The 15,930-nt window shown below is 43.6% G+C and carries 16 protein-coding genes; 9 read left to right on the forward strand and 7 right to left on the reverse strand.

The window, feature by feature from the left end; all coding sequences use genetic code 11:
* Nucleotides 1–236 precede the first annotated feature (236 nt).
* The 5 genes from pcnB to panD all read left to right on the forward strand — a co-directional run bounded on the left by pcnB (nucleotide 237) and on the right by panD (nucleotide 4,672).
* Nucleotides 237–1,763, forward strand: a complete 1,527-nt coding sequence (pcnB, locus tag LDO51_RS01455) for a polynucleotide adenylyltransferase PcnB (RefSeq protein WP_225577197.1) — start codon at nucleotides 237–239, stop codon at nucleotides 1,761–1,763.
* Nucleotides 1,764–1,834: 71 nt separating this feature from the next.
* On the forward strand, nucleotides 1,835–2,317 hold the full coding sequence (gene folK / locus LDO51_RS01460; RefSeq protein WP_225576102.1) for a 2-amino-4-hydroxy-6-hydroxymethyldihydropteridine diphosphokinase: 483 nt from the start codon (nucleotides 1,835–1,837) through the stop codon (nucleotides 2,315–2,317).
* A 66-nt stretch (nucleotides 2,318–2,383) separates the two neighbouring features.
* On the forward strand, nucleotides 2,384–3,175 hold the full coding sequence (gene panB / locus LDO51_RS01465; RefSeq protein ID WP_036952616.1) for a 3-methyl-2-oxobutanoate hydroxymethyltransferase: 792 nt from the start codon (nucleotides 2,384–2,386) through the stop codon (nucleotides 3,173–3,175).
* A gap of 34 nt (nucleotides 3,176–3,209) precedes the next feature.
* A complete protein-coding gene (gene panC, locus LDO51_RS01470; protein WP_225576103.1) occupies nucleotides 3,210–4,073 on the forward strand; it encodes a pantoate--beta-alanine ligase in 864 nt (287 codons plus the stop codon).
* Nucleotides 4,074–4,291: 218 nt separating this feature from the next.
* Entirely contained in the window at nucleotides 4,292–4,672 is a 381-nt protein-coding gene (panD, locus tag LDO51_RS01475; protein WP_006659325.1) for an aspartate 1-decarboxylase, read from the forward strand.
* Between the two features lie 130 nt (nucleotides 4,673–4,802).
* Here the strand turns inward: panD and LDO51_RS01480 are convergent, their stop codons facing one another.
* Nucleotides 4,803–5,573 carry an ABC transporter permease gene (locus LDO51_RS01480; RefSeq protein ID WP_225576104.1) on the reverse strand — a complete coding sequence of 257 codons (771 nt, stop codon included), beginning with the start codon at nucleotides 5,571–5,573 and terminating at the stop codon, nucleotides 4,803–4,805.
* Nucleotides 5,570–6,511 (reverse strand): ABC transporter ATP-binding protein, encoded by a 942-nt coding sequence (locus LDO51_RS01485; protein ID WP_225576105.1) that lies wholly within the window; start codon nucleotides 6,509–6,511, stop codon nucleotides 5,570–5,572. The genes LDO51_RS01480 and LDO51_RS01485 overlap by 4 nt, the downstream gene beginning before the upstream one ends.
* Before the next feature lie 254 nt (nucleotides 6,512–6,765).
* Here LDO51_RS01485 and can point away from each other — a divergent pair, with 254 nt between their 5' ends.
* Nucleotides 6,766–7,419, forward strand: coding sequence for a carbonate dehydratase (gene can, locus LDO51_RS01490; protein ID WP_225576106.1), 654 nt, complete (start codon nucleotides 6,766–6,768; stop codon nucleotides 7,417–7,419).
* Between the two features lie 252 nt (nucleotides 7,420–7,671).
* On the opposite strand, the gene hpt is transcribed toward can, so the two are convergent.
* Together hpt and cueO are read right to left on the reverse strand one after the other, a co-directional pair.
* Nucleotides 7,672–8,208, reverse strand: a complete 537-nt coding sequence (hpt, locus tag LDO51_RS01495) for a hypoxanthine phosphoribosyltransferase (RefSeq protein WP_225577198.1) — start codon at nucleotides 8,206–8,208, stop codon at nucleotides 7,672–7,674.
* 115 nt (nucleotides 8,209–8,323) lie between these two features.
* The gene (cueO, locus tag LDO51_RS01500) at nucleotides 8,324–9,988 is read right to left on the reverse strand and encodes a multicopper oxidase CueO (protein WP_225576107.1); all 1,665 of its coding nucleotides are present in this window, start codon (nucleotides 9,986–9,988) and stop codon (nucleotides 8,324–8,326) included.
* 312 nt (nucleotides 9,989–10,300) lie between these two features.
* Here cueO and LDO51_RS01505 point away from each other — a divergent pair, with 312 nt between their 5' ends.
* A complete protein-coding gene (locus tag LDO51_RS01505; protein ID WP_036955602.1) occupies nucleotides 10,301–10,648 on the forward strand; it encodes a YacC family pilotin-like protein in 348 nt (115 codons plus the stop codon).
* 64 nt (nucleotides 10,649–10,712) lie between these two features.
* Here LDO51_RS01505 and LDO51_RS01510 read toward each other — a convergent pair whose 3' ends face one another.
* Together LDO51_RS01510 and LDO51_RS01515 are read right to left on the reverse strand one after the other, a co-directional pair.
* Nucleotides 10,713–11,753 (reverse strand): AbrB family transcriptional regulator, encoded by a 1,041-nt coding sequence (locus tag LDO51_RS01510; protein ID WP_225576108.1) that lies wholly within the window; start codon nucleotides 11,751–11,753, stop codon nucleotides 10,713–10,715.
* Nucleotides 11,754–11,944: 191 nt separating this feature from the next.
* The gene (locus tag LDO51_RS01515; protein WP_225576109.1) at nucleotides 11,945–12,583 is read right to left on the reverse strand and encodes a TetR/AcrR family transcriptional regulator; all 639 of its coding nucleotides are present in this window, start codon (nucleotides 12,581–12,583) and stop codon (nucleotides 11,945–11,947) included.
* A 402-nt stretch (nucleotides 12,584–12,985) separates the two neighbouring features.
* Between LDO51_RS01515 and LDO51_RS01520 the strand changes: the two genes are divergently transcribed.
* Both LDO51_RS01520 and LDO51_RS01525 read left to right on the forward strand, forming a co-directional pair.
* Entirely contained in the window at nucleotides 12,986–14,206 is a 1,221-nt protein-coding gene (locus LDO51_RS01520) for a Tm-1-like ATP-binding domain-containing protein (RefSeq protein ID WP_225576110.1), read from the forward strand.
* A 10-nt stretch (nucleotides 14,207–14,216) separates the two neighbouring features.
* A complete protein-coding gene (locus LDO51_RS01525; RefSeq protein ID WP_036955608.1) occupies nucleotides 14,217–15,044 on the forward strand; it encodes a phosphoenolpyruvate hydrolase family protein in 828 nt (275 codons plus the stop codon).
* A 90-nt stretch (nucleotides 15,045–15,134) separates the two neighbouring features.
* Here LDO51_RS01525 and LDO51_RS01530 read toward each other — a convergent pair whose 3' ends face one another.
* Nucleotides 15,135–15,896: a hypothetical protein gene (locus LDO51_RS01530; RefSeq protein WP_225576111.1), complete on the reverse strand. Its 762-nt coding sequence runs from the start codon at nucleotides 15,894–15,896 to the stop codon at nucleotides 15,135–15,137.
* Nucleotides 15,897–15,930 lie beyond the last annotated feature (34 nt).

A 15,930-nucleotide genomic window follows, 5' to 3' on the forward strand; every position in this document is an offset into this window, starting at 1 on the left:
AAAAACTACAATTTGTATAATATTCATTAAGTTAATTGATATAAAATATAATTAGCCATGACTTTTATTCGTTTAACCATTCTCAAAGAAACTTCAGTGAGCTATGATTAGCCGCTTATTTTGTTTAATGAATCTATGTAATGACATCGAGGTGTACTATTTTTAACCGAGTAGCAAATTTCTGCCGCAATATTTTATCTCGCAATGAGCCAGCATCGTCCGCAGAACAGGACTTGATGCCAAAGCGTGGTGCGCGAGACACACAGGCAGCCGGTGAAAGGCCAGTCACTCCTTCTGCATCAGAGAAAAAATCTGAGAGGAAAACTCGGCATGAGCAGAATACTAGACATGACCAGAATACGAGACAAACAAAGAAAGCGGTTCGTCCCTCTAAACGTTCCGATGCTCAAACACAAAAGCGAACATCCGTGACGAAACAAGAATCGATTACCGTTATTCCACGCGCTGAGCACACAATCTCGCGTGATGACATCAGTGAAAATGCACTGAAAGTGTTGTACCGCCTCAATAAAAATGGCTATGAAGCCTATTTAGTTGGCGGGGGTGTACGTGATTTATTATTAGGCCAAAAGCCAAAAGATTTCGATATCACCACCAATGCAACCCCAGAACAAATTCGCAAGCTATTTCGTAATTGCCGACTGGTTGGTCGTCGATTCCGCCTTGCTCACATTATGTTTGGTCCAGAAATTATTGAAGTCGCCACCTTCCGAGGTCACCACGACCAAGAAGTCGATGATAAAAACCTGTCATCTCAAGCGCAAAATGGCATGCTGCTTCGCGACAACATTTTCGGTTCCATTGAAGAAGATGCTATCCGCCGTGACTTCACCGTCAACAGCCTGTATTACAACATTGATGATTTCTCCGTACGCGATTACGTCAATGGGTTACAAGACTTAAAAGAAGGTGTCATTCGTCTGATAGGCGACCCAGAAACACGCTACCGTGAAGATCCGGTTCGTATGATCCGCGCCGTTCGTTTCGCCTGTAAACTGAATATGCGCATCGAGCCAAATACCGCAGAGCCGATTCATCGCTTAGCCCCGTTGCTGCGTGAAATCCCTTCCGCTCGACTGTTTGAAGAGTCATTAAAATTACTTCAAGCCGGTTATGGCTACGCCACCTATAAAATGCTGAATCAGTACCATCTGTTTGAACAACTGTTCCCTGTGATTGCGAGTCGCTTCACTGAGAATGGTGATTCACCAATGGAAAAAGTCATTGAACAAGTGTTAAAAAACACCGATTTCAGACTAAAAAATGATAAGCGCGTCAACCCTGCATTTTTATTTGCAGCCATGTTATGGTATCCCGTCACTGAGCACGCAGAGAAACTATCACAGGAAGGCGGTCTCGCTTACTATGATGCCTTTGCACTTGCCATGAACGATATACTGGACGAACAGTGCCGCTCTATCGCAATCCCAAAACGTATCACCACCACCATGCGTGATATCTGGATGTTGCAATTACGCTTACCTCGTCGCCAAGGGCGCCGTGCGAATAAATTGATGGAACACCCGAAATTCCGTGCAGCCTTTGATTTATTAGAGCTTCGAGCCAATGTGGAACACCGTAATGAGCTACAAGAACTCGCTTTATGGTGGAATGACTTCCAACAAGCCAATGCTCAGAAACAGCGTGAAATGATTTCGGAACTCGGTAGTGCGCCAACTCGCCGCCGCCAACGTCCGCATCGTTCATCACAATCCAGTAATAGAAAACCGAATAAATCATAATGGTATCAATCGCAATGGCTTAAGCAATCGTTGCGATCACCATCGAGAGATAAAGATAGAGAGATAAAGAGATGGAGCAAGTGTACATTGCCATTGGCAGCAACTTAGGCGAGCCACTGAAGCAAGCACAACAAGCGATTGCCGCATTAGATGCGATTCCAAGCACTCGCGTTGTGAGCACTTCCTCTATTTATCGAACTAAACCCCTCGGCCCACAGGATCAGCCTGATTATCTCAATCTGGCGGTATTACTGGAAACTGAACTCGAACCTGAAGACTTGCTCAATCATACCCAAAAAATTGAACTGGATTTAGGACGCGTTCGTAACGATCAGCGCTGGGGGCCGAGAACATTAGATCTCGATATCATGCTGTTTGGCAATCGAGTGATCCACACCGAGCGCTTAACTGTTCCACATTATGGGCTAAAAGAGCGTGAGTTTATGCTGTACCCGCTCAGTGATATTACCCCTTCCCTGATTTTTCCTGATGGTGAAAAACTGTCAGAAAGACTTACACATGTCCCTCGAAATGGCCTAATGCTTTGGGAATAAATTCCTAATGTGTTTAACCTCGTTCAGGTATGGTCATAAGAGAAATCATTTCCGGAGGTTATTTTAATGAAACCCATTTCTCTTGCTGATTTGTGTCAATATAAAAAAGAGAAACACAAATTTGCCACCATTACCGCCTATGATGCCAGTTTTGCTCAACTGTTTGCTGAGCAAGGTATCCAAGTGATGCTGGTTGGTGACTCCTTAGGTATGACTATCCAAGGCGAAACCAGTACCCTTCCTGTCACTGTCGAGCAAATTGCTTACCATACCCGCTGTGTACGCAAAGGCGCCCCTAACGCATTTATCATCGCTGATATGCCTTTTATGAGTTATGCCACCCCTGAGCAAGCCTGTGCCAATGCCGCTATTTTGATGCAGGCTGGGGCAAATATGGTGAAAATAGAAGGCGGCAGCTGGCTATGTGAAACCGTCAAAATGCTGTGTGAACGTTCCGTACCGGTTTGTGGCCACTTAGGTTTAACCCCGCAAGCGGTGAATGTCCTTGGGGGTTATAAAGTCCAAGGTCGTGATGAAGTCACCGCCAACCAGCTTATTAAAGATGCGATTGCTCTTGAGAATGCAGGCATTCAACTGCTGGTTCTTGAATGTGTACCGACATCTCTTGCTAACCAAGTCACTGAAGAATTGTTGTTACCTGTCATTGGAATTGGTGCGGGTAATGGCACTGATGGGCAAATTCTGGTGATGCATGATGCACTAGGGATCACGGCCAAACCACCAAAATTTGCGAAAAACTTTTTGGCTGAAGCGGGCAATATTCATGATGCTATTCGCCTATATATTCAAGAAGTTGAGCAAGAAATTTATCCGAGTGACGCTCACTCATTTTCGTAATTCTGTATAAAATATAACGATAAGGATGGGAAGTATGCGGATCGTTGAAACATCGCCAATCTTGCGCCGTGAAATTCGTCGCTGGAAACAAGAAGGCAAACGCATTGCGTTTGTCCCAACGATGGGCAATTTACATGATGGGCACCTGACACTGATTGACCAAGCTAAACAGCAAGCCGACATTGTCATTGCCAGCATTTTTGTCAATCCAATGCAGTTTGACCGTCAATCCGATTTAGCCAATTACCCACGCACCTTGCAGGAAGACTGCGAAAAACTGAAACGTAAAAATGTCGATTTAGTTTTCGCCCCGTCTGCCACCGAGTTTTACCCTGAAGGTATGGACAACCAAAGTTACGTTGAAGTACCTGAAATTTCTACCATGTTAGAAGGGGCTAGCCGTCCTGGGCATTTCCGTGGCGTTGCAACAGTACTGACCAAGCTATTCAATCTCGTTCAGCCTGATATCGCATTATTTGGTGAGAAAGATTATCAGCAGCTTCAGTTAGTGCGTAAATTGGTGACTGACCTTTCTTTCGATATTCAAGTTGTTGGCGTGCCGATTGTGCGGGCCAAAAATGGCTTAGCACTGAGTTCCCGTAATAATAATTTGTCTGCTGAAGAGCTGAAAATCGCACCACAATTATTTGCCATTATGCAAAAAGCGGGCGAGAAATTGGCTGATTCTCCCGCTGCTGCTACGGGTTTAATTGGTGAAATGGAAGCGTCTTTGCGCCAAGCCGGATTTACCCCTGACGAATTATTTATTCGCGATGCAGATAACCTCGGTGAACTGACGGTTTCCAGCCGCCGCGCCGTAATTTTAATGGCTGCGTGGTTAGGTCAAACCCGTTTAATCGACAATCTGCAAGTCGAGTTACCGCTCGATATCGCTTAAAAACAAAATACTTTAGATTCAAGTCACCTAATATTTATTCAAACTCATTGCTGTCACAGCTAGGCGGCAAGTAAACGCGACCCTAGGAGCATACATAAGTATGTGACTAGGGCAAGAGCACGCAGCCAACAACGCTGTGGCATACAATGAGGAAGAATAAATGTGACTAGGTAAGAGCACATAGCTAACAACGCTGTGGCTTGAATGAGGAAGAAGAAATGCAAAGAAAAATGCTACTAGGTAAGCTCCACCGCGCCACCGTCACTCAAGCTGACCTCCATTATGAAGGCTCTTGCGCTATCGATCAGGATTTCTTAGATGCCGTTGGCATTTTAGAATACGAAGCTATCGATATTTATAATGTGGATAATGGCGAACGTTTTTCGACCTATGCAATTGCAGGGGAACGCGGTTCTAAAATAATCTCTGTCAATGGTGCAGCGGCACGTCGCGCGGCGGTTGGTGATAAACTCATTATTTGTACTTACGGCATGTTGCCTGACGAAGAAGCCCGCCAGCATCAACCCAAAGTGGCTTACTTTGATGCGAACAACACCATGAGCCGCATTGCTAAAGCCGTACCGGTTCAAGTGGCTTAATTTAATATAGAAATGCCCCTATTAGGGGCATTTAAAGTGACAAATAAAGAGGGATAAACGCGTGATTTTCCCTCTTTATGCTATTAGGCGAAAAGTCCCATTTCCCCCTCAGCTCAACCTATTTGCTAGGTTAACTTCTTAATCCACGACCTCGTTCAATTAAATACCATGTCAAAGCATAGAAAATAATTAAAAACACCATTAATACACTCAAAGTCACGACGATAGACACATCTGCAATGCCTAAAAATCCATATCTAAAGCCGCTTATCATATACACAATTGGGTTGAGCTTAGAAACCGCCTGCCAGAATGGAGGCAGTAAAGATAACGAATAGAAAACTCCCCCCAAATACGTTAGCGGCGTTAATACGAAGGTCGGAATAATACTAATATCATCGAAGGTTTTGGCAAAAATCGCATTCAATAAACCAGCAAGGGAGAATACAATCGCCGTCAGCAGCAGTGTTACCACTACCATTACCCAAGAATGCACCTGTAATGGAATGAAGAACAAGGAGACAACGGTGACTAAAAAACCTACTAAAATCCCACGTGCCACACCGCCACCAACAAAACCCGCAATAATCACGTGAGTCGGTACGGGAGCGACTAATAACTCTTCGATATTTTTCTGGAATTTAGAACCAAAAAATGACGAACAGACGTTGGAGTATGAATTAGTGATCACCGCCATCATGATAAGACCAGGGACAATAAACTGCATGTAGTCTACGCCGCCCATATCACCAATTCGTGAACCAATTAAGTTTCCGAAAATCACAAAATAGAGCGACATGGTGATCACAGGTGGCAACAACGTTTGCACCCAGATACGACCAAAGCGAGTGACCTCTTTGATCCAAATCGTTTTTAGGGCAACCCAATATAGCGAGATCATTGCGCACCTTCCTGCTCAGAAACTTGGTTATCTTTTTTCACTAAGCTGACAAACAGCTCTTCAAGGCGGTTAGCCTTATTGCGCATACTCAAAATTTGAATTCCTTGGTCACTTAACTGGCTGAATACACCATTTAGCCCTTGCTCACGTTTCACATCCACTTCGAGAGTTGACGTATCCACTAAGCGAGATTCATACCCCGTTAGACTTGGAATTGGGCTTTTTGGCATCAAATCGAAAATAAACGTTTCTGACTCTAGCTGGCTTAAAAGCTGCTTCATACTGGTATTTTCCACCAGCTCACCATGCTGAATGATTCCGATATTACGGCACAGCATTTCTGCTTCTTCCAAATAGTGAGTGGTCAAAATAATGGTGGTGCCCTGTGCATTCAGCTTTTTCAGGAACGTCCACATAGAACGACGTAATTCAATATCAACACCGGCTGTCGGTTCATCGAGGATCAACAGCTTTGGTTGATGCATCAAGGCACGAGCTATCATCAGGCGGCGTTTCATTCCCCCGGATAAATTACGGGCGCGTTCATCACGTTTTTCCCACAGATCTAACTGTGTGAGATACTGTTCAGCGCGTTGATTTGCCACACTACGAGGAACGCCATAGTAACCCGCTTGGTTTAAAACAATCTGTAAGACCGTTTCAAACGGGTTAAAGTTGAACTCTTGAGGCACTAATCCAAGTTGTTGTTTAGCCAGCACAACTTGCTTATCTAAGTCATAGCCAAACACTTTCACCGAGCCACTGGTTTTGTTGACCAATGAGCTAATAATGCCAATCGTTGTTGATTTTCCTGCACCATTCGGTCCAAGTAAGGCATAGAAATCACCATCTTCCACGCTTAAATCAATGCCACGCAACGCTTTCACGCCACCTGCATAGGTTTTGGTCAGCTGCGATAGTTCCAGTGCGTAAGTCATATATTAAAAATACCTTTATTCTTGGTGCTGTTTGGAGGCAATATAGATCAATGATGCCACTTTTTCCTGTCGGATGTTATGCAGAAAAGTGATAATAATTTAACAATATATTATTCAACATCCCCCTTAATGAGGGTTGTCATGTATAAATGAGTGGTTCATCATAGATGTAAAATTAGTATAACTAATTATTATTTAATCAATAAATGCTGTATAAGATTTTATCGCAAAGTCACACAACTAGGCTATAAGTCATGATGAGAAAAATTGAAGAGCTGTTTGCTAATAACGAAGCATGGTCAGCGTCTGTAAAAGAAAAAGATCCTGAATTCTTTAAAGAATTGTCAAAAGCTCAAAAACCAAGATTTCTATGGATCGGCTGTTCAGACAGTCGAGTGCCTGCCGAAAAGCTGATCAACGCAGCCCCAGGGGATCTCTTCGTTCACCGTAATGTGGCGAACTTAGTTATCCATACGGACTTAAACTGTTTATCAGTTATTCAGTATGCTGTTGATGTTCTGGAGGTCGAGCACATTATTATCTGTGGTCACTATGGATGTGGTGGTATTGAAGCTGCGGTGGATAACACCGAATTAGGTTTGATCAATAACTGGTTATTACACATTCGAGATATCTGGTATCGCCATAGCTCTATGTTAGGTGAACTGAAACCGTGCGAGCGCTTAGATCGTCTTTGCGAATTAAACGTGGTTGAGCAAGTGTATAACTTAGGTCACTCCACTATTATGCAATCCGCATGGAAACGTGGTCAGAAAATCATGATCCACGGCTGGGTCTACGGTATCAATAATGGTCGCTTACACGACTTACACATTACCTCTGATAGCCGCGAGAAGTTAGAGTTAGGTTATCGTGAGTCTATCTCTAAGCTCACACAGAAAAAATAATTTTTCGAAAACAATCATAGTATTCGAAACTGAGATAGCAAAAGAGCAGCCTAGGCTGCTCTCAGACCATTAACAAACCCATCAGGTTTGGAAATGGTTCGTTTGGGTTGTAAAATTAACAAGGAAAATCAATTTATTGATTTTCGCCTGATAACACAAAGAGGGAAAAACCACGCTTTTATCCCTCTTTGTCATCAACAAAAGAGCAGCCTACGCTGCTCTTTTTATTGCTAAGAATACCGTTTAAAAAACTTACTCTTCCAGCAAAGTAACATGCCCAATATACGGCAGGTGGCGATACTGCTGCGCGTAGTCGATACCATAACCGACAACGAATTTATCTTCGATTGAATAACCAATCCACTCAACTGGTACATCCACTTCACGGCGAGATGGCTTATCAAGCAATGTACAGATTGCCACAGATGCTGGCTCACGCAGGCCAAAAATTTCACGGACTTTATTTAACGTGTTGCCTGAGTCAATGATATCTTCCACGATCAGCACATGCTTACCGCGAATATCTTCATCTAAGTCTTTCACGATTTTCACATCACGGCTTGATGTCATTGCATTGCCGTAGCTTGATACGGTCATGAAATCAACTTCATGAGGTACAGTGATTTTACGGCATAAATCCGCCATGAAAATGAAAGAGCCTTTTAACAGACCAACCAGTACTAAATCACCTTGTTTGTCTTGGTAATGAGCACTAATGCTGTCTGCTAATTCACTGATTCTTTGAGTAATCTCTTCTTCAGAGATCATTACATCTAGAGTATGTTTCATCATCTATTACGCATGTATGGGAAAGGAAAGCGCGTAATTTTAACATAAGCCACACAAAGACGCGACGACAAAACAATTGACAGTGACCACATCGCCACTGCCAGTTTCGATGACCTTAACCTACAGTAAAGCCCATCATCATGCCGGTATCTTCATGCTCCAGTAGATGACAATGTGCCATATAAGGGTGCTGTGGCGTCGCAGTATGTTTAAATTCCACTAATACTTCACTCACTTGGCCTTCCACTTTCACAATATCTTTCCAGCCTTGGCGATGCGGTTCAACCGGACGACCATTTTCTTTGAGGATCCTAAAACGCGTTCCGTGAACATGGAATGGGTGCAGCATCATATCGCCACGCCCTGAAATCACCCAAACCTCTTGCTGATTTAATGGCGCATTAAACGCAGGATGGGTCATTGAGAAAACCTGCCCATTGATGGTGTTCGCATTATGAATATCCAGATCACCCGTGCCCATACCGCAATGACCGCCACTGTTTTGCGTGCCAGCCGCCATATTGCCATGGCCCATATTGCTGTTATTCATATTTCCATGGTTCATGTTTCCATTCCCCATATTGCCACCATTCATATTGGAATGGTCCATATTCCCCATCATACCGCCATGACCGCCCATGCTCCCCATCGCCTGCGGACCATATTTTTCACGCAGCATCGCCATGCCTTGCATGTCCAAGCGCATATCCATCATCAAATGGAATTTACGGCGATTTAGCCCCGTCAGTGAAGGAATAGCAGCAATCGTTGCTAATTGCTCAGGTAATTTTCCAGCACCTGCACTCAAAGTCGTTTCAATGCGTAAAACAGGCAGTGGCTGATCAAATGGCGCGATGGTCATCCCCATTTGGCCGACAGGTAAAGTAACAAGATCGAAGGAACGACCGTCTGAGGCATCAATCAATACTTCAAAGCGCTCGCCCATTAAAATCGGTAATTCAGTTAATGGGATAGGTTCAGCCAACAATCCACCATCACTGCCCACCACATACATTTTACGTCCATCACTGGTCGATACGTTCAAGCTACGAGCATTACAACCGTTTAATAAACGCAGGCGGATCCAACCTTTCGGCGCAACATGTTTAGGATAAACCGCTCCGTTGGTCAGCATCATATCCCCAAACCAGCCCACGGCCGCACTCATGACGTCTAATTGATAATCAATTTGTCCATCATCTTTTAAGCGTTTATCTTGCAGAATAACGGGAATATCATCGACGCCCCACTCGCTCGGTAAGCCATGCTTTTGGCTATCTTCATCTTTAACAAGTACTAATCCCGCTAACCCCATCGCCACTTGGTAACCCGTTTTTCCATGGGTATGAGGGTGGAACCAGCAGGTGGCTTCCGGTTGGTTGAGGGTGAAATTGACTTTACGGCTAGCACCGGGAGCGATAATCGCTTGAGGTCCGCCATCTTGCTCGCCGGAGATTTCCAGCCCGTGCCAGTGTACGGTTGTCTCTTCGGATAATTGGTTGGTGATATTAATGTTTACTGGCTGCCCATTTTTCAGGCTAAGTGCTGGACCCAATAAATCGCCGTTATATCCCCACGTCGTGGTTTTTTTACCCGGTACAAACTGTGAAATACCTTGCTTGATGGCGATTTGAATATTCCCTTGTGAATCCGGTTCTACAAGTGGTGGAATAGCCAATGTGGGATAATTCCCAGCAGCAACAGCCATGCGGCTCCAAACTGGTAGTGCGCTCGCGGCATAAGCGATAGCACTCAGCTTCAGAAAATCACGACGTAACATAGATAACCTTCCTTTTATTTATCAAAATCAACAATCAGTGAGCACGGTATGACAAGTCTGAAATTGCTCTTGCCAAGCAAAACGTGGTTTAATGATTAGAATCATAAAGCTTCCCCTTACAGGAAGGTCAATAAACCCATGCATCTAATATGGGTTTATTACAAAGATTTAAGAAAGTTAGAATTGACTAACAAATCTATACACAAAATAATCTAAAGTGCATAGTAGACATAAAGAAATCAGGCAACTTGATGTAATGCGAGTATGTTCTTATGCTAATGTTACTTGACATAAAAACCAGATGAATATCGAATGCAAAAATTTATATTGATGTCATGCTTAATGATGCTTTTGGGGCTAACCAACACCGCTAAAGCACTCTCTACCAATGAAGCTGAAGACCTCGCTGATCTGACCGCCGTATTTATTTATTTAAAATATGATTGCGGCTATTCCCAAATTCCTGACAGAGAAATTGAACGCGCCATTGTTTACTTTGCAAAAAGTAATAAATGGGACTTGGGAAACTATAACTCAGATAAAATGAGCAAGCTGAATAAAGAAAGCTACGATGATTTAAAAGGTATTCCACTGACCCAAGAGTTTAAATGTCAATCCTTGGCGAGAGACTCTTTAGGGCTATTTGCTTACGTAAAATAAGCCTAAAATTCCTGCGGAAACATGTCGATATCTCTTATCATCCACATCGATACATGTTTCCTTCTTATCCCTCTTTCTTCCCTTTTCGTTCCTGCCAAAACAGAACTATCGATGGAATCGTTTGGATAATCACCATTCGAATAATATGGTTAGACATCACAAAGCCAGCATCCAAATTCATCGTTATTGCAGCAAAAGTCATGGCTTCCATACTTCCGGGCGCCCAAGCCAGCAATAACACCGCAATATCATACCCCGTGATCCACGCAGCAAACACCGTGATCAAAAAAGTCAAAATAATATTGATGATCACCACTTGGGCTGAAGAGTAAATATTTTTTATCAGCGCGGATAGTGGGAACACAATGAAATGATTACCGATATTCATCCCAATTAAAACCATGCTCAACTCAGTCAACATCAATGGGAAATGGAGCTGAACATCAATCCAACCTTGAATTAACGTTGCCGCCCCGAGGGACGTTAACATAAAAGGAGCCGGCACTCGGAGGCGTTGCAAAAACATTCCGACCACCACCCCTACCGTCACAATCACCAATAACCAGAATGTGGATTCGAGGGTTAACGCTGGCCATTCAATTAGCGGCTGAGGCTCCCCCTCACTTCCCACGACCAAACCCGCCAATAAAATAAGGATAATCAAACGGATAGTATGAGAGATGACAATTTTTTGCGGTGGCGTATGGGTATGATCCGTTAAGGCAAGGATAGCCGCCATCGCTCCCGGTACCGAGCCTAACATCGCTTCCTGTTTTGTCCACCCTACCTTGCGGTAAAACCAGAAAAAACTAAATGAAAACTGCACTGCCAAACAGACCACCAGCATCAATAACAGTAACAATAAGTTATCTGCATCCTTGAGCGATACTTGATTAAACATCAATCCTACAGAGGTTCCGAGCGTCACTTGAACAAAGGTAATGGTGTGCTTAGGGATGGGGAATGAGAAACCAAAGCGGTGAAAAATAATAATGGCGATAATCGGACCAAACATCAACGCTAAAGGAATGCCGATATAAGTGAGTGTGCCGCCAACAATGGCACAAAGAATGATCCCGACACTCATTTTTATCAGCTTTATCATTGGACAGTAACCATTGATATAATTAATTATGTGATTACGTTATATCACAATCATTCAAGATCATAAGGCTAAGAATGCTGAAATGATCATCATGTCTGTTTTTCGTGAAGGTTTAACTGATAATCCTACGAGGTGCATAAAATCCCCCGATAGACAGGAGGATATTAGGCGAATTTGAGAGGGGGAAATGTCTATGGCGTTTCAATCTGCTGTTTGTCTGCAGTAGCCTGATTAATAATGGCTTTTGCCATCCATTGTGCAATTTCAGTGACCTGATCGTTATCCAATTTCCAGATATCTTTTAATACCAAGAAAATTTCCGAACCGTAGATCACAGAAAACGCTTTGATAACTTTATCAATGACTTCATCCGGAAACTCAGATTTCATCGGTGATGTGACCATCGCCAAAATATCTTTACGATTACCGCGCTCTAATCGTTTCTCTTCGGGTTCCGGTGAGGGTAATGAACGCCCAAGTGCCCACTGTTGAAGTGATGTTTGTAAGGCCGCACGCAAAACGCCTTCGTGAGCAAACATGCGCGGGAACGCGTAGCGTAACAGCTCATCGATCCGCTCTTCTGTTTTTTCGCTTTGCGGTTTCCACGTCAAAATAGGACCGAGGCTAACATTTACTGTCGCTGCAATCAGATCACTTTGCGTTGGAAAATAACGATACGCAGTCGCTCGCGAAACCCCCGCTTCCATCGCTAACTCAGACACTGACGGCATTGCCCCTTTTTCAAATAGCTCAACCGCCGTTGACACGAGTAAGTTATAGGTACGTTTACGCGTTCCTTTATAGTCTGGCATGAGATGGCTCAGTGGCATATCTTTATCCTTAAAATCGCCTTTCTATGAGTGTAGACAATATCTTTCACAATACATATTCGCCGATAAGCATTCTTAATCATCTGGTGAGCATGTTGTGTGCTCGCTCTCGAAATTACGCTATAAATACAGCACGGTAAATCATTATATTTAAATATTCATGGACAAAAACCATTACTCTGATTTAACTATTTTATGATAGCCACTCTATTTATAATGTTTTATCAACAAGATACAAATCATCATCTGAATATCCAAACAAACAACACAAAAAATGAGACTCCAGTCTCATTGTTGACTTATCATAAATGATACTATAGTCTCATTGAGATGAAAAATTCAACAAACCCTACACATATTAAGTAACCAAATAAAGTTACATAAAAAACAAAGGATTTTTCTATGCCAAAGCATCAGGGTTTTATTTATGTCGCAAGTACCCTAGACACCAAAAGCGCTGAACTTTTTTATGTCAGTGACTTAATTAAAAATGCAGGGCTTGCTGTACGTACCGTTGATTTAAGTACTCAGCCATCATTATTAGAAAAAAATGCTGATGTTACCGCTGAAATGGTTGCCAGTTTCCACCCTCAAGGTGCTGGCGCCATTTTCTGCGGGGATCGCGGGAAAGCGATAGAAGCGATGGCGCAAGCCTTCAGCCTCTATCTTGCTGCACAAACTGACGTCGCTGCAATACTTGGGCTAGGCGGCTCAGGGGGTACGGCACTGATTACACCAGCAATGCAAATTTTACCTGTCGGTGTGCCAAAACTTATGGTCTCCACCATGGCATCAGGCGATATTTCCGGGTATATCGGCGCGAGCGATATCGCCATGATGTACTCCGTCACGGATGTTTCTGGACTCAATGCCATTTCACGTAAAGTCCTGAAAAATGCCGCCAACCAAATTGCCGGCGCAGTCTGGTTTGATAACGGTGAAACCGATACCGCCGAAAATAAACCTGCAATTGCCTTGACCATGTTTGGTGTCACCACCCCTTGCGTCCAGCAATTGACTGCAAAATTAGAACACGACCATGACTGCCTAGTGTTCCATGCAACAGGAAGTGGCGGCAAAGCCATGGAAAAATTGATTGATAGCCGCTTATTAGATTCCGTTTTGGATATCACCACCACGGAAGTGTGCGACTACCTATTTGGTGGCGTGTTGGCTTGCGATGAAGACCGCTTTGGTGCCATCGCACGAACTCAAACACCTTGCGTATTATCTTGCGGTGCATTAGACATGGTGAACTTTGGTCGCCCTTCCACCGTGCCAGAACAATATAAAGATAGACAGTTTTATCACCATAATGCCCAAGTCACTCTGATGAGAACGACCGTAGAAGAGAATCGTCAAATGGGGCATTGGATAGCAGAAAAGCTGAATGCTTGTGAAGGCGAAATTCGTTTTATTATCCCAACAGCTGGTTTTTCCGCATTAGATATCGACGGTGCACCATTTTGGGATCCTCAGGCAGACCAAGCCTTTATCGACGCATTAACACAGCACTTAGTCACAACAGAAAAACGACAATTAATATTAAGCCCGCATCACATTAATTCCCCTGAATTCTGTGAGCAGGTTATTGAATTACACCAGGAAATAGTAAACAAGTAGAGGTTCATCAATGAAACATAACCGCGAAGACTTACTGAAAAATTTCAGAGAGATGATTGCTCGTGGAGAACCCATCATTGGCGGTGGCGCAGGTACTGGTCTGTCCGCTAAATGTGAAGAAGCCGGTGGCATCGACTTAATCGTTATTTATAATTCAGGTCGTTACCGTATGGCTGGACGCGGCTCTCTCGCCGGTCTGCTGGCTTATGGTAATGCCAACGAAATCGTGATGGATATGGCGAAAGAAGTTCTTCCTGTCGTGAAGCACACCCCGGTGCTTGCAGGGGTTAACGGTACCGACCCATTCTGTCAGTTCGATAAATTCCTTGATGATATCAAGGCGACTGGCTTTGCTGGGGTACAAAACTTCCCAACCGTCGGGCTGATTGACGGTAACTTCCGCGCCAATTTAGAAGAAACCGGCATGGGCTACGGTTTAGAAGTCGATATGATCCGTATGGCACATGAAAAAGGGTTATTAACCACGCCATACGTCTTTAGCCGTGAAGATGCCATTGCAATGGCACAAGCAGGTGCAGACATTATTGTGCCACACATGGGCCTGACCACTGGTGGTAACATTGGTGCGGAAACCGCCGTCACACTGGCAGATTGCGTTGAACTTATCAATGATTGGGCGAAAGCCGCAAAATCCGTGCGTGATGATGTGATTATTCTGTGTCACGGTGGCCCTATCGCCACGCCTGAAGATGCAGAATATATTTTAGCGCACTGCCCAGATTGCCACGGCTTCTACGGTGCAAGTTCTATGGAACGTTTGCCGACAGAAGTGGCATTGAAAGAGACCACACAGCAATTTAAATCAATAACTCGCTAATTTTCATTCTGTATTTTTTGTTTTATTTTATTTTGCCAACACCAGGACGCCTACTTCGGTAGGCGTTTTTCTTTCTATTTATTATTCAACTTATTGGCCATCCACATCGACCATTTGGTCTTTTTTCTTTTTGCGTAAACTCAGTAGCCCAAATAATGCAGGCAAGACAACAGGCAACGAAAAATAAAGCACGCCAAACGCAAACGCCACATGCGGCTTTTCAGGAAACTCTCCGCCCGTACCAATAGAATCTAAATAATGAATGGATTCAAGATACTCTGGAGTAAGCCCACCATAAGGCACCATCCACGATAACAGCAGCGCAGTAACGATACTGAACATAAAGTTTATTGCCATTAAGGCAGAATAACCCAGGTTCTCTTGCCGCTCTTGGTCAGTTCGACTGGTTAATCCAAACAGCATACGGTTTGCAACGGTCGCACTGTAGAGATAGAGGATCACTGGCGAATCCCCCAATACTGAGGCATTGATAGCTAGAGCAAAAAGACCATAAACCAAGGCGAATCCTAATATCACAAAAAAATTCTTAGATACCGACATAAATACGCCGGAATGCACCAGAATAAACTCGAATATAAGGATCAGCGTGAGGTTATAAATAATCTCGACACTGTAATTTTCAGGGAAAAACCAAACTGAAATAATAAAACCCACATAGAATAACGAAAATCCGTAATTCATTATTTTGGAAAAGGCACGAATGATACTGAATGAATTGTGGCTCTCTTTTACACTTTTTACCGCTTTCTTTTTAGGGAAAAAACTTGCCGCTGAAGATTGGCGCCCTTTATTTTTATTCGTAACCGGTTTATTTTCCCTTGGTGTTTCCATTCCATGTCTCCATTGGCACTCGTTTACACTTGTG

Source organism: Providencia alcalifaciens (assembly GCF_020271745.1).
Taxonomy (GTDB): domain Bacteria; phylum Pseudomonadota; class Gammaproteobacteria; order Enterobacterales; family Enterobacteriaceae; genus Providencia; species Providencia alcalifaciens_B.